The following is a 23,380-nucleotide window of genomic DNA, read 5'->3' as shown; positions in this document are numbered from 1 at the left end:
GAACTGCGCGACCAGCCCCCACCCACCCGCACCCGAAAACCGACCCCCGCCACCCCCTACGGCTTGGGCAGGGTGCAACCACTCGCACTCAGGTTCAGCACGTTCCCCGTCGTGAAGCACGCCGGAATGATGTACGTCTCCTCGGCGTAGTTGATCCCCTGCCGAACCGTCACGTTCCCGTTCTGGTCCACCTCGCACGGGTTGTCGACGGTGCACCGCTCCCCGTCCTCGTTGCCCGTGTTGTTGACGGCGACGACCTGGCCCGTGCTGGTGTCGATCACCGGCGAGCCCGAGGTCCCCCCGATCGTGTTGCACGCGGAGGTGTAGCGGACCGAGTCCTTCCAGGTCCAGTCGCCCTCCTTGAGCCGGTACACGAACCCGTCGATGTTGCAGCTGTAGATCGTCTTCCAGTAGCCCGAGACGACCTTGATGGCGGTGCCGGTGACGGGGTGGGTGGCGCTGACGGTGAGCGGGCTGATGCCGTAGGAGCTCTTGATCGCCGCGTACGTCGTGGTGGTGCGGTAGATCGTGATGTCCGTGTCGGTCATCGTCGAGTAGACGACCTGGTTGGCGCGGAGCGTGGCGACCCTGGTGCCGGAGGAGTTCAGGAGGCCGAAGGTACGGCTGGAGGACTGGCCGGTGATGACCTCGCCGGGGTCCGGGAAGCCGGTCTCCAGGCAGTGGCCGTTGGTGAGGACCAGCGCCGGGTCGCTGTCCGCGGAGTTCGGGAAGCGGATGACGGAGCCGGAGCAGTTGCTGAGCGAGACGGTGCCCGCGAAGTTGACGGTCACCGCGGCGGCCTTGGCCGTCTGCGGCGCGGCGACCGCCGGAGCCACGCCGATCCCGGTGATGGCCAGGGAGGCGAGCGCGGCGACGAGAGGCTTGTTCATGTGGGGGTCCCCTCTATACGACGAGGTGACCGGAGATCTTCCGGCCACCCGCTTTTTTGTCATGCACATTCTCAACACAACGGCCCGTGTGGGCAAGGAGTCGTTTCAGGAACGGCGTTGGCGGATTTCCGCGCAGGCGGCGTCGATGTGCTCGAAGAGAACCGAGGAGCCGGACGTGATGCGCGCGCCGAGTTCACGGCTGCGCTGCTCGCGGGCGGGAGTGACCCGTCCGACGAAGAACACGACGGGGCCGTCGAAGAGGCCCCGGCTCCGCCAGGCCGCCAGCTCGGCGAACCCCGCCTCCCGTTCCGTACCGCGCGTGAGATCGGATATCAGCAGGTCCACCGGGTGGGTGGCGAGGATCCGCTCGGCGGTCGGGCCGCTCTGGGCCACCAGGACATCCGCTCCGTGCGCCCGGAGGTGGCGTACGTACATCGCGTTCTGTTCCGGATAGTCGTCCACCCACAGGACGCTGACGCCCCGGTACTCCTCCTGACCGGCCGGCAGGTCCTCCTCCGCGCGTCCGGCGACAGGCGCCGCGCCGCCCTCCTGCAGACGCCTGACCAGCGCGTCCGCCTGCGGCAGCCGCATCCACTCCTCGACCAGGTGCACGAAGCCCTGGTCCCGCGCCAGCTCCGGAAACGCCGTGGGCAGCTCCTCCTCCAGGCGCGCCAGCACGGCCTCCCAGGTGTCCGGGTCCCCGGCCTCCGGCGCCACGATCCCGTGCCCGGTCACCGACGCCACCGTCGTACCCCACGCCTCCTCGTCGGCCTCGGTCCACCGGCTCAGCACCCGCCGGGCCGTGCGGTACTCCAGAAACTCCCGGGCCGCGTGCGCGTACGTGCCGTCCCCGGAGACGAGCAGGCGGTAGAAGTCGCCGTACAGGTGCTGCAGCAGAAGCGTCCGGACGACGGCCTCCGGCGCGAACCTCGCCCACACCGGGTTGAGCGCGCACTCGAGGCCGAAGCCGTTGATGAGCCGCTTGATCCGGCGCGGATTGCGGGCCGAACGGGCGGCGATCAGCCGTACCAGGCCGTCGTCCAGGAGCTCGCGCAGCCCCGAGCGCTCGGCGCACCGCCGGACGTACGCCTCCAGCTGCTCACCTGCCGCCACCGGCAGCCGGTAGCTGGTCTGGAAGATCTTCTCCATGAACGCGGATCCGGCCGGCCCCAGCTCCCGCAGCAGACCCGACGGCCCGAGCGCGGAGCGGTCGCAGCCGATGACGAAGGCGAGGCCGGGGACGTCCAGGTAGACCTTCGCCGCCTCGCACACCGCGAGGACCGTGTCCTCCGAGCAGCGGTCGAGGTCGTCGACGAAGACGACCAGCATGCGGCTGGGCCGGTCGTCCGTCTGCTCCACCCAGTCGGTGGCGAGCCTGCGCAGTTCGCCCCGCAGGTCGTTGCGGGACTTGGCGTCCACCGACAGCTCCTGCCAGAACCGGTCGACCAGCGCCGCCAGCCCGACCGACGCGCCGGCCACGGTCAGCGTCGCCCGCAGTGCCGTGAGCCACGGCCTCCTCCCGGAGAGCCGGGACACGGCCCGCCGCAGCACCCGCTCGTCGAGCCGCATCAGGACGGTCTTGATGAGCCCTTCGAGAGCGTCGGCGCCGGTGGAGGTCCAGGCGTTGTACCAGACGGTCTCGACGTCCTTCTGCCTCAGTTCCGCCTCGACCAGCCGCATCAGGCTGCTCTTGCCCATGCCCCAGCCGGCGTCCACGGCGAGCGTCAGCGGGGTGGCCGACCGGGAGTCGTGCAGAAGCTTCGCCAGCTGCCGGGCAGCCCGTCCGGCGCCGAGCAGATCCCCCTCCGGCCCGCTCACGGGTTCGTCGTTGAGCAGCGAGAATTCCATACGGCCCCTTCCGCCGGAGGGGCCAACCTACCCATTCACTGGGCGACTTGGGCACAGGCACCGCCCGGCCCGGGGTGCGTTCCCTACCGGGATCTGCCGCCGCCCCTGCCGTGTCCCCAGCCGTGCCGACCGTCCGTGGCAGTCGCCGTCGGAGAAGTGGCGGTGGTGGCGGTCGGCGACGGTGCCGCGCTCGTCCCGCGGGTCGCGGTGGCGCTCGGCGAGGCGCCGGGTGCGGCGCTCGCCGACCCGCCGGGCCGGGCCGACGGCGACGTCGCGGCCGGCGCGACCGGTACGGCGGACTTCGGCGAGGTGGTGGCGGACGCGGCGCGCGGACTCCGCTCGGGCGCCGCCGCGGCCGACGACTCGTCGGCCGCGTGCTTCGCACCCTCCGGTCCGCCCTGGGTACCGTCGGCCGGCGACGAGGAGAACGGAAGGCCGACGATCAGCGCCAGCACGGACGCGGCGCCCACCGCTCCCGCCGCGGCCACCACGTACCTGCCGCGCCGGCCGCCCGCCCCGTGCGCCGCCCGCCGCCGCTCCGCCCGGCCCGGTCCCGGCACGGCGGGCGCGACCCTCGGCAGCTCGCGCGTCTCGTCGTACGCGTTGAGCCAGCCGTGCGCGGTCGCCGGGTCCCGGTACTCCTCGTAGGCCGGGGCCGGTCCGCCCTCGGGTCGGTAGACGCTGGGCGTCCCGGTCTCGTCCTCGGTTGGTCTCGGCATGGACGCGGATTGTAGGGAGGGGAGGGGCCTTTGAGACAGCTACCGGCGATAACAGGCCAAATCACCGAGCCCCGCCCCGGCACCGGTCGTCCCCCACACGTGTCTCACGTGGTGGAAAACACGGGCCGACCGGCGTTACCGCCCCGTAAGCTCACCGACATGCAGGTGATCCAGTCGACCAAGCTCGCCAATGTCTGTTACGAGATCCGGGGCCCGGTTCTCGAGGAGGCGATGCGGCTCGAGGCGGCGGGGCACCGCATCCTCAAGCTGAACACCGGCAACCCGGCCGCCTTCGGCTTCGAGTGCCCGCCGGAGATCCTGGAGGACATCCTCCGCAACGTCTCCACGGCACACGGCTACGGCGACGCGAAGGGGCTGCTGGCCGCCCGGCGCGCGGTCGTCATGCACAACCAGACCATCGGCATCGAGACCGACGTCGAGCACGTCTTCATCGGCAACGGCGTCTCCGAGCTGATCGTGATGGCGATGCAGGCGCTCCTGGACGACGGGGACGAGGTCCTCGTACCCGCCCCGGACTATCCGCTCTGGACCGCGGCCGTCTCCCTCTCCGGCGGTACGGCCGTGCACTACCGCTGCGACGAGCAGTCGGACTGGATGCCCGACCTCGCCGACGTCGAGCGCAAGGTCACCGACCGCACCAAGGCGATCGTGATCATCAACCCGAACAACCCGACGGGCGCGGTGTACGACGAGGCGATGCTGCGCGGGCTGACCGACATCGCCCGCCGCCACAACCTGCTCGTCTGCTCGGACGAGATCTACGACAAGATCCTCTACGACGGCGCCACGCACACGCCGACCTCGGCCGTGGCCCCGGATCTGCTGACGCTCACCTTCAACGGCATGTCCAAGGCGTACCGGGTGGCCGGCTACCGGGTCGGCTGGATGTCCGTCTCCGGGCCCCGGGCGCACGCCGACTCCTACATCGAGGGCCTGACGATCCTCGCGAACATGCGGCTGTGCGCGAACATGCCCGGTCAGCACGGGGTCGTGGCCGCGCTCAGCGGCCGCCAGACGATCAACGACCTCGTCCTGCCGGGTGGCCGCCTCAAGGAGCAGGTGGACCTCGCCTACGATCTGCTCACCCAGATCCCCGGCGTGAGCTGCGTCCGCCCCAAGGGCGCGCTGTACCTCTTCCCGCGCCTCGACCCCCAGGTCTTCAAGATCAAGGACGACCGTCAGATGGTCCTGGACCTGCTGCGGCAGGAGAAGATCATGGTCGTCCAGGGCACCGGCTTCAACTGGCCGGAGCCGGACCACTTCCGGGTGGTGACCCTGCCGACGGTCGGGGATCTGCGGGACGCGATCACCCGGATCGGCCGGTTCCTGGACGGGTACGGCCAGCCCTAGACAGCCGCCGCACCACCGTCCGTGAGCCCGGTCAACTTTAGACGAAATCTAAGCTAGGATGGTTTCCTGTCAGAGCACAGGAGGCCATCTCCCATGTACGAACCGATCCGCACCAAGTCGGTCCACAGCACGATGGCCGGCACCCCTTCCGACTTCCCCCACCGGACGCGCGAGGAGGAGCTGGACATCCAGCTCGCAGGACACCTCGCGGCGCTGCTGGCCGTCACCGACGAGCTGCGCGCACTCACGCCGTCCACCGACCTCGACGCCGCCGCGACCCGGCTGGCCGAGCAGGTGGCCCGGCTGCGGGACGGACGTACGCCGGTCCGCGCGTCGGTGACGGCGGCGTCGGAGGCGGCCGCGCTGCACGAGCGCGCGCACGCGTTCGCCGGCCGCGCCCTGGTGGTCGCGGCGTCCCGCGCGGACACCGCGGCGGCGATCCTCGCGGCGGAACGCATGGACGCCCACGCGGCGGCCACGGAACTCACCACAGCCGGCTGACCCACCCCCGACGGCCCCGGTCCGCGCGCTCCCGCAGCGACGCGCGGACCGGGTTGCCACACACGGCTACCCCCACGAAGCCACCCGCCCTCCGCAGCCACCCTTCTTCTCCGCCGCGACGGCGATCAGCCACCACGGCACAGTCCGGCGGTGCCACTCCGCCCGAAGCCCGGCACCGCCGAACAGCACCGCGGGGCCGAGCGCCCTCGCGGCGGATCGATTCCTCGGCATCGGTCACCCCCGCGCCCGCAGACCTCGCTCACCTCCACAGCCACCCTTCTTCTCCGCCGCTCTCCGGACCCCTGAGCGGTTTTCGGCCCCTCGTAGTATTCCGGGACGTCCGATTCACCCCCCGTTCACCCGGGTCGCCCAGGAACGTGGGGTTCCGCGAGCACGCTCCCCGGCGTGAGACGTATCGCGGGAATCGTCCTCGCGGTGCTGCTGATCGGTGGCGTGGTGGCTGCCGTCGTCGCAGGCCGGCACGGGGATGACAAGGGCACGGCAACGAAGACCGTGCGTGGTGTGATCGGTTCGGAGAAGTCGGACTTCTTCGCCGATCCCGATGTGGTGAAGGCCCTCGCCGCCAAGGGCTACACCGTGAAGACGGAGGCGTCCGGATCCTGGGCCATGGAGGATCTGGACCTGAAGGGGTACGACTTCGCCTTCCCGTCCAGTTCGGCGCCCGCCGACACGCTGGCCGGGAAGTACCACGCCCGCCAGCCCCTCCCCCGCCCCTTCTACTCGCCCCTCGTCGTCGTCGCCCACCGCAGCGCGGCCGAGGTGCTGGCCGCCAACGGGCTCGCCGTGCTCGACGGCAAGGGCAAGGGCACCCTGAAGATGGCCGCCTACCTGGACGCCGCCCGGCACGACCGGACCTGGCAGCAGCTCAAGGGGGCCGAGGCGCACGGGGAGCTGACCGGGACGCTGTTCATCACCAGCACCGATCCGGAGACCTCCAACTCCGGCGCGCTCTACCTCGCCGCCGCCTCCTACGTCGCCAACGGCGGCCGGGTGGTGGCGAGTGACGGCGACGTCGCGAAGACCGCACCGCTGCTGCACAAGCTGGTCAGCGTGCAGGGGGCCCAGCAGCCGAGCAGCGACTCGGTGTTCAGGGACTTCATCAGCGGCGCCGGCAACCCGCTGGTGTGGCTGTACGAGTCGCAGGTGGTGTCGCTGCTCGCGGAACAGCCCGGCGCCGACGACCTCGTGGTGCTCTACCCGGACACCACGGTCAACAGCGACCACACGATCGTGCCGCTCGACGACGCCGGCCGGCAGCTCGGCGAACTGCTGAGCACCGACCCGGCCCTGCGCAGACTCGCCGTCAAGCACGGCTTCCGGCCCCAGGGCGACTCCGCCGAGTTCGTCAAGGACACCGCCGACCACGCCGCCTACCTCAACCAGACACTGACCGGCGTCCGGCAGGCGCCCGTGCCCACCTCCGCGGTGCTGCACGAGATGGCCCGCCGGGCGCGCGGCTGACCGGGGGGATCCTGTGAGCAACTTCGACAAGATGGTGCCGAGCGGCGGTGAGCCCACGCCCACACTCAGCGGCGACGACGTCTTCACGCTGACCCCGCCGGAGGCGGTCGCGCCCGTGCCGCGGGAGAAGGCGGGCGGGCTGGTGCCGGTCGACGACGGCGTCCGTACGGACATGGCGCGCAAGGCCTCCGACTACGTCCGGGACCTCACCGCCCTGGACGCCCGGTCACCGGAGTTCGCGAGCAAGGTCGGCGAGATCACCGGCCTCGGCGCCGGCGAGATGCGCACCGCCGCCTCGCAGTCCAACCGCATGCTGGAGCGGGCCGTCCGCAGCCTGCCCGACAAGGGCGGTGACGCCCAGGCCAAGGTGGCCGGCTCACTGGTCGAACTCCGCCGGGTCGTCGAGGACCTGGACCCGCGCGACCTGCCCGCGAGCAAGGGCCGCAAGTTCCTCTCCCGGCTGCCCGGCGGCAACAAGCTCCGCGACCACGTCGCCAAGTACGCCTCCGCGCAGGGCACGTTGAACAGGATCGTGGGGTCGCTGCGCGGCGGACAGGACGAACTGCGGCGGGACAACGCGGCGTTGCAGACGGAGCGGGTGCGGCTCTGGGAGACCATGGGCAAGCTCCAGGAGTACGTCGTCCTCACCCAGGCCCTGGACACCGCCGTCGAGCAGCATCTCGCCCGCATCCCGGACCCCCAGGAGGCCGACGCCGTACGGGCGGACGTGCTCTTCCCGGTCCGGCAGAAGCACCAGGACCTGCTCACCCAGCTCGCGGTGTCCGCGCAGGGCTACCTCGCGATGGACGTCGTACGACGCAACAACGACGAGCTGATCAAGGGCGTCGAGCGCGCCGCCACCACCACCGTCTCCGCGCTGCGGATCTCGGTGATGCTGGCCTCCGCGCTCGACCACCAGAGGAAGGTGATCGAGCAGGTCAACGCGTTGCGCGGGACGACCGAGGACCTGATCCGGGGCAACGCCGAGATGCTCGCGACCCAGAGCGGGGAGATCCAGCGCATCGCCGCCGACCCGGCCGTGGGCGCCGAGACGCTGCGCGCCGCGTTCCAGCAGATCTACCGGACCCTCGACGCCATCGACACCTACAAGGTGCAGGCGACCGAGGCGATGGCGACCACCGTGCAGTCCCTCACGGACGAACTCCACCAGGCGAGCGCCTACCTGGAGCGCAGTCGTGCGAAGGGCGCGCTGGAGGGCGGCCTCGCATGAGCAGACGCCCGCTCCTCGCCCTCCTCGCGACGGCGGCCGTCGTCCTGACCGGCTGCACCTCCGAGGACCACGGCGACGACTCCACGGCCCCCAAGCCCGGCACCCTGCGGGTCCTCGCCTCCTCCGAACTCAGCGACATGACGGCCGTGTTCGACCGCGTCCGCAAGGACACCGGGGTCACCGTCCGCCCCACCTACATGGGCACCCTGGACGCCATCGACCTGCTGGCGAAGGGGAAGACGGACGGCAGGTACGACGCGCTGTGGCTGTCCTCCGACGACTATCTGCGGCTGCGCCCGGAGGCGGCGAAGAAGGTCGTCTCCGAGACCTCGATCATGTCCAGCCCGGTCGCGATCGGCGTGAGGACGGCCACCGTACGGTCGCTGGGCTGGAACCCGGCCGACGTCACCTGGTCCCAGGTCGAGCAGGCAGTGGAAGCCGGCCAGCTGACGTACGGCATGACCGACCCCGCCCGCTCCAACTCCGGCTTCGCCACGCTGGTCTCCGTGGCCTCCGCGCTCTCCGGCGCCCAGTCGGCGCTCACGGACGACGACATCGCCAAGGCGACTCCCCGGCTGAAGAAGTTCTTCAGGGGCCAGACCCTCACCTCGGGCTCCTCCGGCTGGCTGGCCTCGGCCTACCGGCGGCGCGGCAACGTGGACGCCCTGCTCAACTACGAGTCCGTGCTCCAGAGCATCCCCGGTCTCACCGTGATCCGCCCGAAGGACGGCGTGGTCACCGCCGACTACCCGTTCTCCTCGCTGGCCTCGACCTCCTCCGCCACCCGCGAGGACGTCCGCAGGGTGACTGAGGACCTGCGTACGGCAGCCGTGCAGAAGCTCATCACGGACACCACGCACCGCCGCCCGGTCGTGGCCTCCGTCGCCCCGGCCGCCGGCCTGGACACCGGCCGCCGTCGCGAACTCCCCTTCCCCGGCGACAAGTCGGTGGCGGACGGGCTCATCTCGGCGTACGAGAACGACCTGCGCCGGCCCTCCCGCACGGTCTACGTCCTGGACACCTCGGGGTCGATGAAGGGCGACCGCCTCACCCGCCTGAAGGCGGCCCTGACCGGCCTCACCGGCGGCTTCCGCAACCGCGAGGAGGTCACCCTGATGCCGTTCGGCTCGGACGTGAAGAGCATCAGCACCCACGTGGTCGACGACAAGGCCGACCTCGCCGCGATCCGCAAGGACACCGACGCCCTGCACGCCGACGGCAACACGGCCGTCTACACCTCCCTGGAGAAGGCGTACGCGCAGCTGAACCCCTCCCAGGAGACCTTCACGTCGATCGTGCTGATGACCGACGGCGAGAACACCACGGGCGCCAAGGTCGGTGACTTCGACGACTTCTACAACAAGCTCTCCCCCGACCGGCAGCAGATCCCCGTCTTCCCCATCCTCTTCGGCGACTCCTCGCGTGCCGAACTCCAGCACATCGCGACCCTGACCGGCGGCCGTCTCTTCGACGGCCGGCAGGACTCCCTGGACGGCGCCTTCGAGGAGATCCGTGGCTACCAATAAGCTCCTCGGCTACCTCGAATCCCGCAAGAACCTCACGGGCAGCGGGGCCGGTCTCGTCGGCCTGGTCCTGACCTTCACGGGGGTGGCGGGCACGTACTGGCCGGTGGTGGTGGCCGGCCTGTACGGCGCGGGCGCGCTGATCGCCCCGCCGGAACGCCCGCCGCTGCCGGACTTCCCGACGCCCTCCGCCCAGCTGGAGGAGGTGCGGGCCGACTTCCGCAGACTGGAGACCTATCTGGCGGAGGTCGGCCTGCCCGCCTCGACGGAAGTACGGCTCGCCGAACTGACCGACCTGCTGACCGCGTTGCTGGACCCGGGCCGGCCGGCCGAACTGCTGGCCCAGGACCCGGAGGGCGTCCACGTCCTGTCGCGGACGGTACGGCAGGACATCCCGGAGGCGGTCGACAGCTTCGTACGGACGCGGTGGTGGACGCGTCTGACGCCCGGACAGGAGCCGCCGGAACGGCATCTGGAGCACCAGCTCGGCCTTCTCAAGGAGGAGGCCGAGCAGTTGGCGGCCGGGCTGCGGGACACGGAGGCAAGGCGCCAGGAGACGCACACGCGGTATCTGGAGGACCGGAACAACTAGCGGGTCCGGTGGGCAGCGCCCCGAAGGGCGCTGGGGGTACCCCCGGCCGAAGGCTGGGGGAGGAACTGCGCGACCAGCCACGACGGCGCCGCAGACGAACGACGCCCAGCCCCGGCCCCCCACGGTGCGCGGGGGCCGGAGCAGGTGCTCAGGGGCAGCTGATGCGGCCGTCCCCCGGGTCGGTGGTGCAGGTGTCGGTGCCGAGGCCGCCGTTGGCCGTGTCGTTGCCGGACACACCGTCGGTGGTGATCACCCGGTCGTTGCCGGCGGACCCGTTCACGGTGTCGTTGCCCGGGCCGCCGTACAGCGTGTCGTTGCCGGCGCCGCCGTCGATGGTGTCGTTGCCGTAGTCGCCGTAGACGGTGTCGGAGCCGCCGTTCCCGTTGAGGGTGTCGTTGCCGCCCAGGCCGCAGATCACGTCGTTGCCGATCGTGCCGTTGAGGGTGTCGGCCCCGCTGGTGCCGATGATCGTGCAGCCCCGGGAGTTGTTGACGGTGCCGGTCGCCGTGGCGGTGTTGTTGCCCGTCGCCGGGTCGCTCTGGGCGGCGGTGACCGCGGCCGTGTTCGTGAGCGTGCCGGTCGTGCGGGGTTCGGCGACGACCGTGACCGTGGCGCTCGCGCCGGGGGCCAGGGTGTTGAGGGTGCAGGTGGCGCCGGTGGCGGTGGTGGTACAGCCGCCCTGGGAGGGCGCGGCCGAGATCAGCGTCACGCCGGCTCCGGAGAGGGTGTCGGTCAGGGTGACGCCGGTGGCGGACGCGGTGGAGGTGGTCGCGTTGGTCACGCGGACGGTGTACGTGGCCCGGTCGCCGATGGTGACGGTGGACGGGCCGGTCTCGGTGACGGAGAGGTCCGCGCTCGGCGGTGGCGGGGGCGGGGGTGTGCTGCCGCCGCCGCCCAGGTAGCGGGCCAGGGCGAAGTCGGTGTCCGGTCCGCCCTGGCCGGCAGCGACGATCCTGCCGTCGGACTGGACGGCCACGCCGTGGGCGGCGTCGCTGCCGCCGAAGCTCGTGGCCACCCGGCCGCCGTTGCCGAAGCCGCTGTCCAGGCCGCCGTCGGTGTTGTACCGCAGGACGTCGAAGCCGCCCGGCCCGGTGCCGGCGACGACGAGCCGCCCGTCGCTCTGCAGCTTCATGTCCTCGGCGCCGCCGCCGGGGGTGACGACCATGCCGTCGCCGTCGAAGCTCGGGTCCGGGGAGCCGCCCGGGGTGTAGCGGGCCAGCGCGACCCGGCCGCCGCTCGAACCGGCCGCGACGATCTTGCCGTCGGGCTGGATCGCGAGCGCCTCCGCGGAGTCGTAGTCACCGAAGTCGGTGCGCTGGATGCCGCCGGTGCCGAACCCGGTGTCGAGGCTGCCGTCGGTGTTGTAGCGGACGAGCACGAAGTCGAACCTGGTCGTCCCGACCTCGCCCGCGACCACGATCTTGCCGTCGGGCTGCACGGCCAGGGCACGCACGTCGCCGCCCTCCTGGAGGGACCCGCCGAGAGCGGTGGTCACCTTGCCGTCGCCACCGAAGGTGGTGTCCAGGGAGCCGTCGGCGTTGTAGCGGGCCACCGCGGCCTGGCCGCCGACATAGCCCGCGGCGACGATCTTGCCGCCGGGCAGCGCCACGACGTCCGTGGCCTCCTCGGGGACGCCGAAGTCGGTGAACACCCGGCCGTCACCGTTGCCGAAACTCGTGTCCAGCGAGCCGTCGGCCGCCCTGTACCGGACCAGCGTGAACCAGCAGCAGTTCTCCGGCCCTCGCCAACTGCTGCCCGCCACCACGATGTTGCCGTCGTCGGGCTGCAGGGCCACGGCGTGCGCCTCGCTGCGCTGGAGGCCCTCGTTCGACGGCAGGTTGTTGACGGCGGTGGTCACCCTGCCGTCGCCGCCGAAGGTGGGGTCCAAAGAGCCGTCGGCGTTGTGCCGGGTCAGCGCGAAGTCGCCCTCCGAGCCGGAGCTGTCGAAGGTGGTGCCGACGGAGACGATCCTGCCGTCGGGCTGCACCGCCACGTCGGCGGCGGAGTCGGTGCCTCCGAAGTCGGTGAGGACCGTGCCGTCGCCGCCGAAGCCGGTGTCCAGGTCGCCGGGGGCGGCCACCGCGGTGCCGGGCAGGGCGAGGAGGAGCGCCAGGAGGGTGGCCGCCACGGTTCCGGCGCGGATCGTGAGCGACCGAACACCAGGTGTGAACGATCGAACATGAGGTGTGAACATGGCCGACAGCGTTCCGGTGCCGGTCCACAAGTGGGTGCGGCACGAGGCGCCTTGCGCTCACCGGGCGCAGGAAATCAGTCCGGCGGGCGACCGGGACGCCGCCCACACAGGCGAAGGCCTGCCGTCACCGGTCCCGTCGGGGCGGACGGAAGTGACGGCAGGCCCATGACCGCGCACACCGTTGTGCGCGGCCTCGCCGGTTCACACCGCGGCCGGTCGTGACGATCGCTGGTCAGGGCACTCCCCCAGGACCGGCCGCGGAGTCTTTCCGAGGGGACTTATCCCAGTCGCTCCACCAGCGCCCGGTACTCGGCCCACAGCTCCTTCGGCGTGTGCTCACCGAAGGTGTTGAGGTGGTCGGGGACGAGCGCCGCCTCCTCCCGCCAGACCTCCTTGTCGACGGTCAGCAGGAAGTCGAGGTCGCTGTCCGCGAGGTCGAGCCCGTCGGTGTCGAGGGCGTCACGCGTCGGCAGCACACCGATCGGCGTCTCCACGCCCTCGGCCTTGCCGTCCAGCCGCTCCACGATCCACTTCAGGACGCGGGAGTTCTCGCCGAAGCCGGGCCAGACGAACTTGCCCTCGTCGTTCTTGCGGAACCAGTTGACGTAGTAGATCTTCGGCAGCTTGGACTGGTCCTTGTCCTTGGCCACGTCGATCCAGTGGGCCATGTAGTCGCCCATGTTGTAGCCGCAGAACGGCAGCATCGCGAACGGGTCGCGGCGCAGCTCGCCGACCTTGCCCTCGGCGGCGGCGGTCTTCTCGGAGGCCACGTTGGCCCCCAGGAAGACGCCGTGGTTCCAGTCGAAGGACTCGGTCACCAGCGGGACGGCGGTGGCCCGGCGGCCGCCGAAGAGGATCGCCGAGATCGGCACGCCCTTCGGGTCCTCCCACTCCGGCGCGATGATCGGGCACTGCGCGGCGGGCACGGTGAAGCGGGCGTTGGGGTGGGCGGCCGGGGTCTCGGAGCCCGGCGTCCAGTCGTTGCCCTTCCAGTCCGTGAGGTGGGCCGGAGTCTCCTCCGTCATGCCCTCCCACCAGATGTCGTCGTCGTCGGTCAGCGCCACGTTGGTGAAGACGGCGTTGCCCCACAGCGTCTTCATCGCGTTGGCGTTGGTGTGCTCACCGGTGCCGGGCGCGACGCCGAAGAAGCCGGCCTCGGGGTTGATCGCGTAGAGGCGGCCGTCCGCGCCGAACCGCATCCAGGCGATGTCGTCGCCGATCGTCTCCACGGTCCAGCCGGAGACGGTGGGCTCCAGCATGGCGAGGTTCGTCTTGCCGCAGGCGCTCGGGAAGGCCGCGGCGACGTACTTCGACTCACCCTGCGGGGGCGTGAGCTTGAGGATCAGCATGTGCTCGGCGAGCCAGCCCTCGTCGCGCGCCATGACGGACGCGATGCGCAGGGCGTAGCACTTCTTGCCGAGCAGGGCGTTGCCGCCGTAGCCGGAGCCGTAGGACCAGATCTCGCGCGACTCGGGGAAGTGCGAGATGTACTTGGTCTGGTTGCACGGCCAGGGGACGTCGGCCTCGCCCTCCGCCAGCGGGGCGCCGAGGGTGTGGACGGCCTTGACGAAGAAGCCGTCGTCGCCGAGTTCGTCGAGGACGGCCTGGCCCATGCGCGTCATCGTGCGCATCGAGACGGCGACGTACGCCGAGTCCGTGATCTCCACGCCGAGGGCGGACAGCGGCGAGCCGAGGGGGCCCATGCAGAACGGGACGACGTACATCGTCCGGCCTTTCATCGAGCCACGGAACAGGCCCTTCTCGCCCGAGAAGATCTCCCGCATCTCGGCGGGGGCCTTCCAGTGGTTGGTCGGGCCGGCGTCCTGCTCCCGCTCGGAGCAGATGAACGTGCGGTCCTCGACCCGGGCGACGTCGGTCGGGTCGGAGGCCGCGTAGTAGGAGTGGGGGCGCTTGATCGGGTCGAGCTTCTTGAAGGTGCCCTTCGCCACGAGCTCCTCGCACAGTCGCTCGTACTCGGCCTCGGATCCGTCACACCAGACCACGCTGTCCGGCTGCGTCAGTTCGGCGATCTCGTTGACCCACGAGACCAGTTCCTGATGTTTGGTGGGGATGACGGTGGGAGCCGCGATGTCGCGCGCCACGATTGCTCCTAAATGAGGGGTTTTTGATCTTGTGGCCCTGTTTCAGGCCTTGCTGCCCCGTGGGGGCTGCGACCCGGATGCTTCGTAGCCGCTCATCCGGTGCCGACCGCACTCATTTGATCCTCCGACTCGATCACCCATCTGTCCAGAGGGAGTCACAGATGAGCGACGTGAGGAAGGCCACGGTTTCTGCGCCCACCTGCGTTTCTTTGCGTCCATATTGAGTTCGCCTCAAGGTCTTTTTGCTCATGAATGTGAGCGCAACCGAGGCTCCGTGAGACGATGGCCACTCTCCGGCGGTCATCGAGCGAGACTGATCCGTAACTTACGGTTCCGTAGGTACGATGCCCCTCATGACTGCGCCCGTTCCCGACGCGCCCACGGACTCGCCGGCCGCCGGCCGCGGTCCCGCCGCGCTCTCCTCCCTGTCGCAACAGGTCAAGCCCAAGCTGCGCGGCTGGCTGCATCTGGGCATGTTCCCGGCCGTACTGGTCGCGGGCCTCGTCCTCACCGCCCTCGCCGACTCCCCGCGCGGCCGGATCGCCTGCGGCATCTACGTGCTGACGGCGTGCCTGCTGTTCGGCGTGAGCGCGCTCTACCACCGGGGCAACTGGAGCCCGCGCATGGACGGCATCCTGCGCAGACTCGACCACGCCAACATCTTCCTGATCATCGCGGGCACCTACACGCCCCTGACCATGCTGCTGCTGCCCGGGGCGAAGGGGCAGTGGCTGCTGTGGGGCATCTGGGGCGCGGCGGCCGCGGGCATCGTCTTCCGGGTCTTCTGGGTCGGCGCACCGCGCTGGCTGTACACGCCCTGCTACATAGCGATGGGCTGGGCGGCGGTCTTCTTCCTGCCCGACTTCATGCGCACCGGCGGCATCGCGGTCCTGGTCCTGGTGATCGTCGGCGGCCTGCTCTACAGCGCGGGCGGCGTGATCTACGGCATCAAGCGCCCGAACCCGTCACCGCGCTACTTCGGGTTCCACGAGGTGTTCCACTCCCTCACGCTGGCCGCGTTCGTCGTGCACTACGTCGGCATCTCGCTGGTGGCCTACCAGCACGCATAGCCCCACCGCCGCTCCCGCGAGTGGCCACGGCTTCCGAGCCGTGGCCACTTTTTTCATGCCCTCCGCGATATTGCGACACTCACTCGCCATTGACAGCTACTAGATTTTGAGAGCTACTCTCATTTCATGGCTACTGTCACTCACCTCGAAGAGACGCACCAGAACCCCCGCCGGTGGTGGGCCCTGGGTGCCCTGGTCGCGAGCATGCTGGTGCTCGGCTTCGACACGACGATCCTCAACGTGGCGCTCCCGACGATGGCCGGGGAGCTCGGCGCCACCACCAGCCAACAGCAGTGGATGGCGGACGCGTACGTCATCGTCTTCGCGTCGCTGATGCTCCCCGCCGGACTCCTCGGCGACCGCTTCGGGCGTCGCCGGATGCTCGTCGTCGGCCTGCTGATCTTCCTGGCCGGTTCGGTGATGGGTTCCCTGGCCGGCGACGTGAACTGGGTGATCGCCGCCCGCGCGGCCATGGGCATCGGCGCGGCGCTGGTCATGCCGCTCGCGATGTCCGTGCTGCCCTCGCTCTTCGGGCCCGCCGAGCGCACCCGCGCCGTCGGCATCGTCTCGGCCGCCTCGGCGCTCGGTCTGCCGCTCGGCCCGATCATCGGCGGTTTCCTGCTCAACCACTTCTGGTGGGGCTCGGTCTTCCTGATCAACGTCCCGATGGCCGCCATCGGCATCGCCGCCTGCGTCTTCCTGCTCCCCGAGACCAGCGACCCCGCCTCCCCCAAGGTCGACGCCCTCTCCACCGCGCTCACCGCGATCGGCCTGGGCGCCCTGGTCTACGCGATCATCGAGGCCCCCGACCGCGGCTGGGCGACCCTCCCCCACAGCCCGAAAGGCGTGGGGGGACCCCCAGTGCTGGCTCTGTTCGCGGTCGCCGTCGTCCTCGTCACCGCCCTGGTGCTGCGCGAACGCCGGGCCGAGCGCCCGATGCTCGACATGGGCCTCCTCACCCACCGAGGGTTCCTGCTCAACACCCTCGCCGCGACCCTGGTGATGTTCGTGCTGTCCGGCCTGATGTTCGTGCTGCCGCCCTACCTCCAGGCGGTCCTCGGAAACGACGCCTTCGGCACCGGCCTGCGGCTGCTGCCCATGATGGGCGGCCTCATCGTCGCCGCGCGGGCCGCCCAGCCGGTCGTCGACCGCTTCGGCGCCCGCGCCGTGGTCACCGCGGGCCTGGTCGTCCTCGCCTTCGCCGCCCTGCTCGGCAGCCGTACGTCGGTGAGCGACGGCTACGGCTTCACCGCGCTGTGGCTGTCCGTCGCCGGCCTCGGCTTCGGCTTCTCGGTGGTCCCCGCCATGGACGGCGCCCTCGGCGCCCTGCCCGCGGACCGGGCCGGCAGCGGCTCCGGGCTGCTGATGACGATGCGCCAGGTCGGCGGCGCGATCGGTATCGCCCTGCTCGGCAGCCTGCTGGCCGGTACCTTCCGGGACCGCCTGGACGTGACCGGGCTGCCCGCCCCGCTCGGCCACACCGCCGGCGAGTCGGTGGTCGCCGCCCACCTGGTCGCCGACAGGACGGGCTCCGCCCACCTGGCCGCCTCCGCGAACGCCTCGTACGTCCACGGCATGGGCCTGGTCCTGCTGGTGTGCGGGATCGCCGCGCTCGCCACCGCCCTGCTGGCCGCCGCGTTCCTGCCCAGCACCCCCGCCGAGCGCCGTACCGCGGGGGACGAGTCCCCGGCCGTGGCCCCCGCCACCGCCGATGCCGGACAATGACCGGCATGACGGCACCGCACACCTCCCCCCGGCCCGGCCTCCGCGAACGGAAGAAGATCAAGACCCGCGAGGCCATCCGCGTGGCCACGTACGCGCTGGTCGAGGAGCAGGGCTGGGACGCCACGACGATCGAGCAGATCGCCGAGCGGGCCGAGGTGTCGCCGTCGACGGTCTTCCGGTACTTCCCGACCAAGGAGGACATCGTCCTCACGGACGAGTACGACCTGTTGATCATGGAAGAGCTCCGGTCACGACCCGCCGAGGAGCCGTGGCCGACGTCCCTCCGCCATGTGATGCACCGGGCCATCCGGCTGGGCGTCAAGGACGATCCGGCGGTCTCCCGGCTGCGCACCCGGCTGATGGTCGAGGTCCCCTCGGTGCGCTCCCGGATGATGGAGAGCATGTCGTCCACCGGACGCTTGCTCTGCCAGGCCATCGGGGAGCGCACCGGCCGTGACCCGGACAGCCTGGAGGTCCGGGTCTACGCGATGTCCATCGTCGGCGGGCTGATGGAGGTCTCGATGTACTGGGCCGAGAACGAGCACCAGGGCGACTTCGAGGCCCTCGTCGACCGCGCCCTGGACGTCATCGAGCACGGTCTGCCCCGGGAAAACCACTGAGGCCACGGCCGTCACCCGTGCCATCCTGACCAGGTGAACGCTTCCGAGATCCAGGTCGAAGTCGCCCCCGAGCTGGCCCTGTTCGTCCCGCACGCCCGCCGCGTCGGCGTCCATCCCCTCACCGTCGACGGCGTCTCGACCCTCGGCCACGTCATCGAGTCCCTGGGCGTCCCCCTGACCGAGGTGGGCGCCCTGGTGGTGGACGGCCGGGAGGTCCCGGTGGCCCACGTCCCGGCACACGGCGAGCGGGTGACCGTACGCCCGGTCACCCGCCCCCAGCGCGTCCCGGGCGCTCCGCTCCGCTTCCTCCTCGACGTCCACCTCGGCACCCTGGCCCGCCGTCTCCGCCTGCTGGGCGTGGACGCGGCGTACGAGTCGACGGACATCGGCGACCCCGCGCTCGCCGCCCGCTCGGCGGCCGAGAAGCGCGTGCTGCTGAGCCGCGACCGGGGCCTGCTGCGCCGCCGCGAACTCTGGGCGGGCGGCTACGTCTACAGCACCGGGCCCGACGACCAACTCCACGACGTCCTCGACCGGTTCGCTCCCGACCTGCGCCCCTGGACCCGCTGCACGGCCTGCAACGGCCTGCTGAAGGAGGCGACGAAGGACGAGGTGGCGGACCAGCTGAAGGGCGGGACCCAGAAGTCGTACGACGTCTTCGCGCGGTGCGCGGAGTGCGGCCGCGCGTACTGGAAGGGCGCGCACCACCAGCAGCTGGAGGCCATCGTGGCGCGCGCCCTCGCCGAGTTCGCCTGACCCTGAACCGGCGCTCCGGGGTCAGTTGCGGCCCAGTGCCCGGTACTCCCAGCCGGCCGCGCGCCACTGCGCGGGGTCGAGGGCGTGCCGGCCGTCCACGACCCGGCGCCGGTTCACCACGGCGCCCATGGCCTCCGGGTCGATCTCCCGGAACTGCGTCCACTCGGTGAGCAGGACCACGACGTCGGCGCCGGTGGCCGCCTGCAGTGCGTCGGTCCCGTACGTCAGCTCGGGGTGGGCGCGGCGGGCGTTGTCCATCGCCACCGGGTCGTAGACCGTCACCTGGGCGCCGGCCCGGTGCAGGGTGGCGGCGACGTCCAGCGCCGGGGCGTCCCGGATGTCGTCGGAGTTGGGCTTGAAGGCCGCCCCGAGCGCGGCCACCTTCGTGCCGGCGAGCTCGCCGCCGACCAGCTCGCGGACCAGGTCCACGGTCCGGGCCCGGCGGCGCTGGTTGATCGCGTCCACCTCGCGCAGGAAGGCGACCGCCTGGGCGACGTCCAGTTCCTCGGCGCGGTGGATGAACGCCCTGATGTCCTTGGGCAGGCAGCCGCCGCCGAAGCCGAGACCCGGCCTCAGGAACCGGCCGCCGATCCGGTCGTCGTAGGCCAGCGCCTCCGCCAGCCGGTGCACGTCGGCACCGGTGGCCTCGCAGACCTCCGCCATGGCGTTGATGTACGAGATCTTCGTGGCGAGGAAGGAGTTGGCGGCGACCTTGACCAGTTCGGCGGTCGGCAGGTCGGCGACCACCACCGGGGTGCCCTGGGCGATGACGGGGGCGAACGCGGCGCGCAGTTGCTGCTCCGCCCACGCGGACTCGGTGCCGAACACCAGCCGGTCGGGGTGCAGGGTGTCCTCCACGGCGAAGCCCTCCCGCAGGAACTCCGGGTTCCAGGCCAGCTCCACGGCGTCCCCGGCCGGGGCGGTGGTGCGGACCAGCTCCGCCAGCCGGGCCGCGGTGCCCACCGGCACCGTCGACTTCCCGACCACCAGGGCCCGGCGGTGCAGGTGCCGGGCCAGCTCGGTCACCGCGCCCTCCACGTAGCGCAGGTCCGCGGCGTAGGAGCCGGGCTGCTGCGGGGTGCCCACGCAGACGAAGTGGATGTCGCCGAACTCCGCGGCCTCCGCGAGGCTGGTCGTGAAGTGCAGCCGCCCGGATTCCTGGGCCTTGACCAGGAGTTCGGGCAGTCCTGGCTCGAAGAACGGTACCTGCCCGGCTCTCAGCAGCTCGATCTTGCCGGGGTCCACGTCGACGCCGAGCACCTCGTAGCCGAGCGCCGCCATGCACACGGCGTGCGTGGCGCCCAGGTAGCCGGTGCCTATGACGGTCAGGCGGGGAGCGTCGGCGCCTACGGTGCCGTCGGTGCCGTGGGTGGCGGCGGGAAGAGTGTCCATGATGCCTCCGAGGGATTCCCGAGCGGAAAGTGCGCATGCCGAAGACGCGCGAGGGACAAGTGCGTGAAGGTGAGGGAACTGCGACCGCGCGGGGCCCGGGTGCGGACCGGGCCCCTCGGCGTCAGGAGGAGCAGGCGACGTTGGCGAGGCCCTTCGCCGCGTCGGTGACCTTGTTGTCGCAGGTGATCTTGTTGTTCTCGACGGGCGTGAGGTGGAAGCCGTAGCCGGGGCCGTCCACCTGCGCGGTGTTGGCCTGGAACACGTTTCCGGTGCCCCAGCCGTCGAGGATCTGGTGGGTCTGGAAGCCGTCCGCACGGGAGTGGCTGCCGACGTTGCCCTTGATCAGCCAGTCGTTGCCCTTGACGTCGACCCAGGAGTCGTTGTGGCCCCCGCTGAGGTCGGCGCCGTCGAAGGTGTTGCCGACGAGGGAGCCCCCGGTGGTGCCCTCCTTGATGTCGACGGACTCCGCGGTGGTGTCGCTGACGTGGTTGCCGCGGATCACGTTGTCGTCGCTCTTGTCGGGCTTGCAGTCGGTGACGGTGCACCAGTTGGACTCCGCGGACCCGACGTAGATGCCCTCGCCGAACTGCTCCTTGCGCTTGCCCGTGGCGCGGACCGTGTTGTCCTCGACCACGTTGCCGGAGCTGAAGTCGCGCAGGTGGATGCCCTCGTCGCCGATGTTCTCGACGGTCAGGCCCTGGATGACGGTGCCCTGGACCTTGTCGGCCATGACCCCCTTCTGGCCGTTGCGCACGGTGAAGCCGATCAGCCGCCAGTGGCTGGCGCCGTCGAGGTGGACGGCGTAGCCGCCGTCGACGTCCCCGGCGTCGATCACCGCGCCGGGGCCGCCGCACAGGAAGATCGGCCGGTCCGCCGTACCCGGGTTGGCGGCGGTGAAGCGGTCCGAGTAGACCCCGTCCGCCATCTTGATGACGTCACCGGGCTGGGCCTGGTCCAGCGCGTCCTTCAGGGACTTGGCGTCGCTGACGGTGACGGTGGCGGCCGGGCACTTCACCGGCCCGGAGGCCACGGCCGCGGCCGAGCCGGTCGCGGTGGGCGTGGCCGCACCGTCGGTGGCCGCCGTGTCGCTCGGCGCCGGATCGGAGGCCGTGGCACCGGGGTCGCCGGTGCCGTCCCCGTCGTCCGTGGGTTCGGCGACCGGGATGGTGGGACCGGCGGTGGGGCCGGCGCCGTACACGACGGTCCGGTCGTCGCCTGCCGAGACCCCCGCCACGATCAGCGCCAGCACCGAGATCACCAGGGCGGCCGAGGCCACCCAGAGCGGCGGACCGCCGGCGAGCCAGATCCGGCGCGCCCGCTCCGCGGCGGACTCGCCCGCCGCGGCGCCCCCGCCCGGACCGTTGTCGCCCGGACCGCCGTCATCGGGCGGCGCGGCTGGGATGTCGTCGCTCATTCGCTCATCACCGGCTCCCGTCGGCGGCCCGCCACGGCGATCTCGTCCGGCGGCGGGGTGGGCAGCGGCGCCTTGTCGGAGTACGGGTGCACGATGCCCGCGCCCCGCCCGCCCGCCCGCCGCCTGCGCCGGCCCATGGCGGCCGAGAACAGGATGAGGAGCAGGATGCCCGTCCACAGCAGGGTCATCGGGCTGGCGTAGTGCTTGACCTTGACCCAGAAGGAGCTGGTGTCGTACCAGGCGAAGGTCTGGTTCTCCTTGATGTCGGCACCGCCGTGCGAACGGCTGGAGTCCAGCGCGCTGGGGCCGACCCCGCCGATCACGTTGAAGGAGACCGTGGTGCCGTCCACGCCGCCGACCAGGCTGACCCCGTGGTTGGTGGCGTCCTGGACCGTGTTTCCGCGTATCTCGGCGGCCGAGTCGCGGACGTACACGCCGGTCTCCGGCCCGTCGATGATGTTGCCGGTGACCGTGGCGTCGGTGACCCCGTCGCGCACCGAGATGCCCTGCCGGTTCTGGCCGGTCAGGCGGTTGCCGGTGATGGACACCTTGTCCGCCGCCAGGCGGGCCACGATGCCCATGTCACCGCCCTCGATGCGGTTGTTCTGCACGCCGACGTCGAAACCGCCCAGCACCTCGACGCCGTAGCGGCCGTTGTCCTTGGCCACGCTGTTGGCGACCGAGTTGGAGCCGTAGCTGTCGACGGCCTGCCCGGAGGCGGAGGGCCCCTCGGCGAGCGGCCTGCCGCTGAGCGTGTAGCCGTTGCCGCCGTTGCCCTCGGCGGTGCAGCCGCTGACCCGCACCTGCTGGGTGGCCCGGGAGAGGATGAAGCCGTCGCCGCCGTTGTCCTTGGCGACCGTGCGCTGCACGAGCGAGCTGGAGACGAAGCGGTGCATGACCACCCCGTCCTCCAGGCTGTTCTCCACGGTCGTGTCGCTGATCTCGATCCCGGTCGCGCTGGAGATGAAGATCCCGAAGGCGTTGCCGGTGATGGTCGAGTGCGTGATCGATCCGGAGACGTAGGAGAGACCGCCGGTGGAGAACCGGGCGTCGGGAGTGGTCAGTTCACCCGACGGCATGGCCGTGACGTCACCGCTGGTGGAGTCCCGCTTGTCCTGGTCGCCCTGCTGGTCGGCCCGTTCGCGCGCGGTCTTGCCGTGCACCTGGCCGGTGTCCTCCAGCGAGCCGGTGTTCGGCCGGTCGGTGCCGGTGAGGCTGAGGCCGCCGGTGCGGCCGCTCCAGAACCCGAGGTTCGCGAGTTTGGCGTGCGTCATCTCGAACTGGCCGCCGATGGTGCGGATGTAGGCGCGGCCGTCCCGGACGTCGCTGTCGGCCTTGTTGGCCTGCGGGTCCCAGCTGGTGACGGTCAGCGGCGCCTGGGCGGTGCCCTGGAGGCTGAGTTCGCCGCCGAAGGAGACGATGGAGACGAAGCCGGTGCGGTTGCTGGCCATCCGGAGAGTGAGGCCGCCGGGGTTGGACAGCTTCAGCTTGGCGCCGACGTTCAGGTAGATGTTCTCGGTCAGCAGATACGAGCCGTCCTTGCGCCGCAGGAAGGTCTGCGGGGCGAGTTTCAGCAGGTCGGCGATGGTGTAGGCGTTGCTGCGATCGGTGAGGACCAGGGTGTACCCGTTGTCGGTGTCCAGCCGGTACGGCACGGTCCACTTGGTGCTCTGCAGGGGCGCCACCGAGGTGAACGCCCGTACCTGGTTGAGGCGGTGGTCCTCGTCGGCGACCAGCGCGGCCTGGGTCTCCGCGTCCTCGGCCGCCAGTTTCTGCTTCTTGTCGCCGTCCCCGTCGGCGTGGGCCGTGGCCGAGGCGCCGAGCAGCAGCGTCGCCGCCACCGCGAAGGCGCCCAGCAGGGCCGCCGTCCTGGCACCGGCCCGGCGCAGCCGGTTGCCGGGACCGGGTCTTCTCCTGGTCATGAGATCCGTCATGAGGGGGGTGGCCATG

General features: G+C 71.1%; 18 protein-coding genes. 10 read left to right on the top strand and 8 right to left on the bottom strand.

Going from position 1 to position 23,380, the window contains the following annotated elements:
- Window positions 1–56: 56 nt before the first annotated feature.
- From ACFY0P_RS03275 to ACFY0P_RS03265, 3 genes are all read right to left on the bottom strand, one after another.
- Window positions 57–890, bottom strand: a complete 834-nt coding sequence (locus tag ACFY0P_RS03275) for a trypsin-like peptidase domain-containing protein (protein WP_388906719.1) — start codon at window positions 888–890, stop codon at window positions 57–59.
- Window positions 891–995: 105 nt separating this feature from the next.
- A complete protein-coding gene (locus tag ACFY0P_RS03270; RefSeq protein WP_388906716.1) occupies window positions 996–2,738 on the bottom strand; it encodes a P-loop NTPase fold protein in 1,743 nt (580 codons plus the stop codon).
- A gap of 83 nt (window positions 2,739–2,821) precedes the next feature.
- Window positions 2,822–3,457 carry a hypothetical protein gene (locus tag ACFY0P_RS03265; protein WP_388906714.1) on the bottom strand — a complete coding sequence of 212 codons (636 nt, stop codon included), beginning with the start codon at window positions 3,455–3,457 and terminating at the stop codon, window positions 2,822–2,824.
- A 159-nt stretch (window positions 3,458–3,616) separates the two neighbouring features.
- Between ACFY0P_RS03265 and ACFY0P_RS03260 the strand changes: the two genes are divergently transcribed.
- The 6 genes from ACFY0P_RS03260 to ACFY0P_RS03235 all read left to right on the top strand — a co-directional run bounded on the left by ACFY0P_RS03260 (window position 3,617) and on the right by ACFY0P_RS03235 (window position 10,157).
- Window positions 3,617–4,828, top strand: coding sequence for a pyridoxal phosphate-dependent aminotransferase (locus ACFY0P_RS03260; protein WP_388906712.1), 1,212 nt, complete (start codon window positions 3,617–3,619; stop codon window positions 4,826–4,828).
- 93 nt (window positions 4,829–4,921) lie between these two features.
- Window positions 4,922–5,329 (top strand): hypothetical protein, encoded by a 408-nt coding sequence (locus ACFY0P_RS03255; RefSeq protein WP_388906710.1) that lies wholly within the window; start codon window positions 4,922–4,924, stop codon window positions 5,327–5,329.
- Between the two features lie 405 nt (window positions 5,330–5,734).
- Window positions 5,735–6,811 carry a hypothetical protein gene (locus ACFY0P_RS03250; RefSeq protein ID WP_388906708.1) on the top strand — a complete coding sequence of 359 codons (1,077 nt, stop codon included), beginning with the start codon at window positions 5,735–5,737 and terminating at the stop codon, window positions 6,809–6,811.
- 31 nt (window positions 6,812–6,842) lie between these two features.
- Window positions 6,843–8,042, top strand: coding sequence for a toxic anion resistance protein (locus ACFY0P_RS03245; RefSeq protein WP_388907299.1), 1,200 nt, complete (start codon window positions 6,843–6,845; stop codon window positions 8,040–8,042).
- Complete coding sequence (locus ACFY0P_RS03240; RefSeq protein ID WP_388906706.1) at window positions 8,039–9,568, top strand: substrate-binding domain-containing protein; 1,530 nt, start codon at window positions 8,039–8,041, stop codon at window positions 9,566–9,568. Before ACFY0P_RS03245 ends, ACFY0P_RS03240 begins: the two co-directional genes overlap by 4 nt.
- The gene (locus ACFY0P_RS03235; RefSeq protein WP_388906703.1) at window positions 9,555–10,157 is read left to right on the top strand and encodes a hypothetical protein; all 603 of its coding nucleotides are present in this window, start codon (window positions 9,555–9,557) and stop codon (window positions 10,155–10,157) included. Before ACFY0P_RS03240 ends, ACFY0P_RS03235 begins: the two co-directional genes overlap by 14 nt.
- Before the next feature lie 148 nt (window positions 10,158–10,305).
- On the opposite strand, the gene ACFY0P_RS03230 is transcribed toward ACFY0P_RS03235, so the two are convergent.
- Both ACFY0P_RS03230 and ACFY0P_RS03225 read right to left on the bottom strand, forming a co-directional pair.
- Complete coding sequence (locus tag ACFY0P_RS03230) at window positions 10,306–12,285, bottom strand: calcium-binding protein (RefSeq protein ID WP_388906700.1); 1,980 nt, start codon at window positions 12,283–12,285, stop codon at window positions 10,306–10,308.
- Between the two features lie 344 nt (window positions 12,286–12,629).
- The gene (locus ACFY0P_RS03225) at window positions 12,630–14,453 is read right to left on the bottom strand and encodes a phosphoenolpyruvate carboxykinase (GTP) (protein ID WP_388906698.1); all 1,824 of its coding nucleotides are present in this window, start codon (window positions 14,451–14,453) and stop codon (window positions 12,630–12,632) included.
- Window positions 14,454–14,806: 353 nt separating this feature from the next.
- Here ACFY0P_RS03225 and ACFY0P_RS03220 point away from each other — a divergent pair, with 353 nt between their 5' ends.
- The 4 genes from ACFY0P_RS03220 to ACFY0P_RS03205 all read left to right on the top strand — a co-directional run bounded on the left by ACFY0P_RS03220 (window position 14,807) and on the right by ACFY0P_RS03205 (window position 18,624).
- On the top strand, window positions 14,807–15,523 hold the full coding sequence (locus ACFY0P_RS03220; protein WP_388906695.1) for a hemolysin III family protein: 717 nt from the start codon (window positions 14,807–14,809) through the stop codon (window positions 15,521–15,523).
- Between the two features lie 126 nt (window positions 15,524–15,649).
- Window positions 15,650–17,248 (top strand): MFS transporter, encoded by a 1,599-nt coding sequence (locus tag ACFY0P_RS03215; RefSeq protein WP_388906692.1) that lies wholly within the window; start codon window positions 15,650–15,652, stop codon window positions 17,246–17,248.
- Window positions 17,245–17,868, top strand: coding sequence for a TetR/AcrR family transcriptional regulator (locus ACFY0P_RS03210; protein ID WP_388906689.1), 624 nt, complete (start codon window positions 17,245–17,247; stop codon window positions 17,866–17,868). The genes ACFY0P_RS03215 and ACFY0P_RS03210 overlap by 4 nt, the downstream gene beginning before the upstream one ends.
- Before the next feature lie 33 nt (window positions 17,869–17,901).
- Window positions 17,902–18,624 carry a Mut7-C RNAse domain-containing protein gene (locus ACFY0P_RS03205; RefSeq protein WP_388906687.1) on the top strand — a complete coding sequence of 241 codons (723 nt, stop codon included), beginning with the start codon at window positions 17,902–17,904 and terminating at the stop codon, window positions 18,622–18,624.
- 21 nt (window positions 18,625–18,645) lie between these two features.
- Here the strand turns inward: ACFY0P_RS03205 and ACFY0P_RS03200 are convergent, their stop codons facing one another.
- From ACFY0P_RS03200 to ACFY0P_RS03190, 3 genes are all read right to left on the bottom strand, one after another.
- Window positions 18,646–20,016, bottom strand: a complete 1,371-nt coding sequence (locus tag ACFY0P_RS03200; RefSeq protein ID WP_388906685.1) for a UDP-glucose dehydrogenase family protein — start codon at window positions 20,014–20,016, stop codon at window positions 18,646–18,648.
- Between the two features lie 121 nt (window positions 20,017–20,137).
- A complete protein-coding gene (locus tag ACFY0P_RS03195) occupies window positions 20,138–21,430 on the bottom strand; it encodes a right-handed parallel beta-helix repeat-containing protein (protein WP_388906683.1) in 1,293 nt (430 codons plus the stop codon).
- Entirely contained in the window at window positions 21,427–23,379 is a 1,953-nt protein-coding gene (locus ACFY0P_RS03190) for a right-handed parallel beta-helix repeat-containing protein (protein ID WP_388906682.1), read from the bottom strand. Before ACFY0P_RS03190 ends, ACFY0P_RS03195 begins: the two co-directional genes overlap by 4 nt.
- Window position 23,380: the final 1 nt, after the last annotated feature.

The sequence above is a fragment of the Streptomyces sp. NPDC001714 genome, from assembly GCF_042892755.1.
In the GTDB taxonomy this organism is placed as follows: domain Bacteria; phylum Actinomycetota; class Actinomycetes; order Streptomycetales; family Streptomycetaceae; genus Streptomyces.
Note: the sequence above shows the minus strand (reverse complement) of the source record. Positions and strands in the feature narration are given on the sequence as shown.

Excerpts from the sequence above, each read along its gene's own strand:
- ACFY0P_RS03275 (WP_388906719.1), bottom strand. The coding sequence starts at position 890 with ATGAACAAGCCTCTCGTCGCCGCGCTCGCCTCCCTGGCCATCACCGGG.
- ACFY0P_RS03270 (WP_388906716.1), bottom strand. The coding sequence starts at position 2,738 with ATGGAATTCTCGCTGCTCAACGACGAACCCGTGAGCGGGCCGGAGGGG.
- ACFY0P_RS03265 (WP_388906714.1), bottom strand. The coding sequence starts at position 3,457 with ATGCCGAGACCAACCGAGGACGAGACCGGGACGCCCAGCGTCTACCGA.
- ACFY0P_RS03260 (WP_388906712.1), top strand. The coding sequence starts at position 3,617 with ATGCAGGTGATCCAGTCGACCAAGCTCGCCAATGTCTGTTACGAGATC.
- ACFY0P_RS03255 (WP_388906710.1), top strand. The coding sequence starts at position 4,922 with ATGTACGAACCGATCCGCACCAAGTCGGTCCACAGCACGATGGCCGGC.
- ACFY0P_RS03245 (WP_388907299.1), top strand. The coding sequence starts at position 6,843 with ATGGTGCCGAGCGGCGGTGAGCCCACGCCCACACTCAGCGGCGACGAC.
- ACFY0P_RS03240 (WP_388906706.1), top strand. The coding sequence starts at position 8,039 with ATGAGCAGACGCCCGCTCCTCGCCCTCCTCGCGACGGCGGCCGTCGTC.
- ACFY0P_RS03220 (WP_388906695.1), top strand. The coding sequence starts at position 14,807 with ATGACTGCGCCCGTTCCCGACGCGCCCACGGACTCGCCGGCCGCCGGC.
- ACFY0P_RS03215 (WP_388906692.1), top strand. The coding sequence starts at position 15,650 with ATGGCTACTGTCACTCACCTCGAAGAGACGCACCAGAACCCCCGCCGG.
- ACFY0P_RS03210 (WP_388906689.1), top strand. The coding sequence starts at position 17,245 with ATGACCGGCATGACGGCACCGCACACCTCCCCCCGGCCCGGCCTCCGC.
- ACFY0P_RS03200 (WP_388906685.1), bottom strand. The coding sequence starts at position 20,016 with ATGGACACTCTTCCCGCCGCCACCCACGGCACCGACGGCACCGTAGGC.
- ACFY0P_RS03195 (WP_388906683.1), bottom strand. The coding sequence starts at position 21,430 with ATGAGCGACGACATCCCAGCCGCGCCGCCCGATGACGGCGGTCCGGGC.
- ACFY0P_RS03190 (WP_388906682.1), bottom strand. The coding sequence starts at position 23,379 with ATGGCCACCCCCCTCATGACGGATCTCATGACCAGGAGAAGACCCGGT.